Source organism: Salipaludibacillus sp. CF4.18, from assembly GCF_051262595.1.
GTDB lineage: Bacteria > Bacillota > Bacilli > Bacillales > Salisediminibacteriaceae > Salipaludibacillus > Salipaludibacillus neizhouensis.
Genome location: NZ_JBIMEV010000146.1, coordinates 1 through 1,007 on the forward strand (window position 1 = coordinate 1; position 1,007 = coordinate 1,007).

Genomic DNA, 1,007 nt, shown 5'->3' on the forward strand with positions numbered 1-1,007 from the left:
GGCGAAGGTTTCGCTAAGTCCATTTACAGAGGTGATGCAATCAAAATCTTTAATTTCTTTAGCAAGGGCTATGAGTTCCTCGGTTATTGTATGGAGTTGGGATTCGATCATCTCCATATGTTCAATTAGCATTCTGATCTCTAATCTGGCCATCTTATTACTATTCTTTACTCCTATCGAGTCCTCTGCTTTCTGCATCAACTGTTCCACTTTCTTTTGAGGAAGATAGGAAATGCCTGCTTCCCGATGGGTGTGAACAATTTCTTCAGCAGAGTAAACCATGACATCGACAGGTAATGGCGTATGTTTCAGAACCGCACAAGCTTGCTTACCAAGTCCCTTATAAACCAATGAGAATTCAGGGAAGTAAAGATCCATCCAACGTCGGATTCGATTCTGAGTGGCAGACAGTTCTTTTCTAAGGCGAGATCTGAAGGACGTCCCTTTACGTAATTCAGCGTCTGTCTTATTCTGTTCCCTTGGAATACTGTAATGGCCGTATGTGATCATTTTGGCAATAAGCCGGGCATCCTTGATATCATTCTTGCTTGGCGAATTGTCATCTAGCTCTTTAGATTTCTTGACGTGAAAAGGATTAACAATGACAAAAGGAATCTCGTATTCCGTCAGGAATTCAGCTAGGTTCATCCAAAAGTGACCCGTTGGTTCAAATCCAACCAGGATATCATTCTTACCGTGTGACTCTAAGTGTTTCATGAGTGATGAATAGAAATCTTCAAAGCCCTGATGGGATTGTTTAAACTTCCAGCTCTTAGACAACTCTCGTCCACGCTCATCAACAGCACAAGCATAGTGGGTGGCTTTAGCGATATCGATACCGACAACCATTGTTTGTTCAGTTACTTGATCAATACGAAAATTTCTATTATGATGCATATGAAGATCCTCCTTAGTGATGTGCGATTGGGCTTAATACACCTGCATCATAACGGAGGGTCTTCTTTTTTTCAACCGTACATTCGTTGATTAACAGGAATGCTCCTGCG

At 41.6% G+C, this 1,007-nt stretch carries 1 protein-coding gene; it reads right to left on the reverse strand.

Features of this window, described 5'->3' with window-relative positions; all coding sequences use genetic code 11:
* The coding region (locus ACHABW_RS25890) for an IS110 family transposase (protein WP_435759913.1) at positions 1–897 on the reverse strand (897 nt) is incomplete at its 3' end.
* Positions 898–1,007 lie beyond the last annotated feature (110 nt).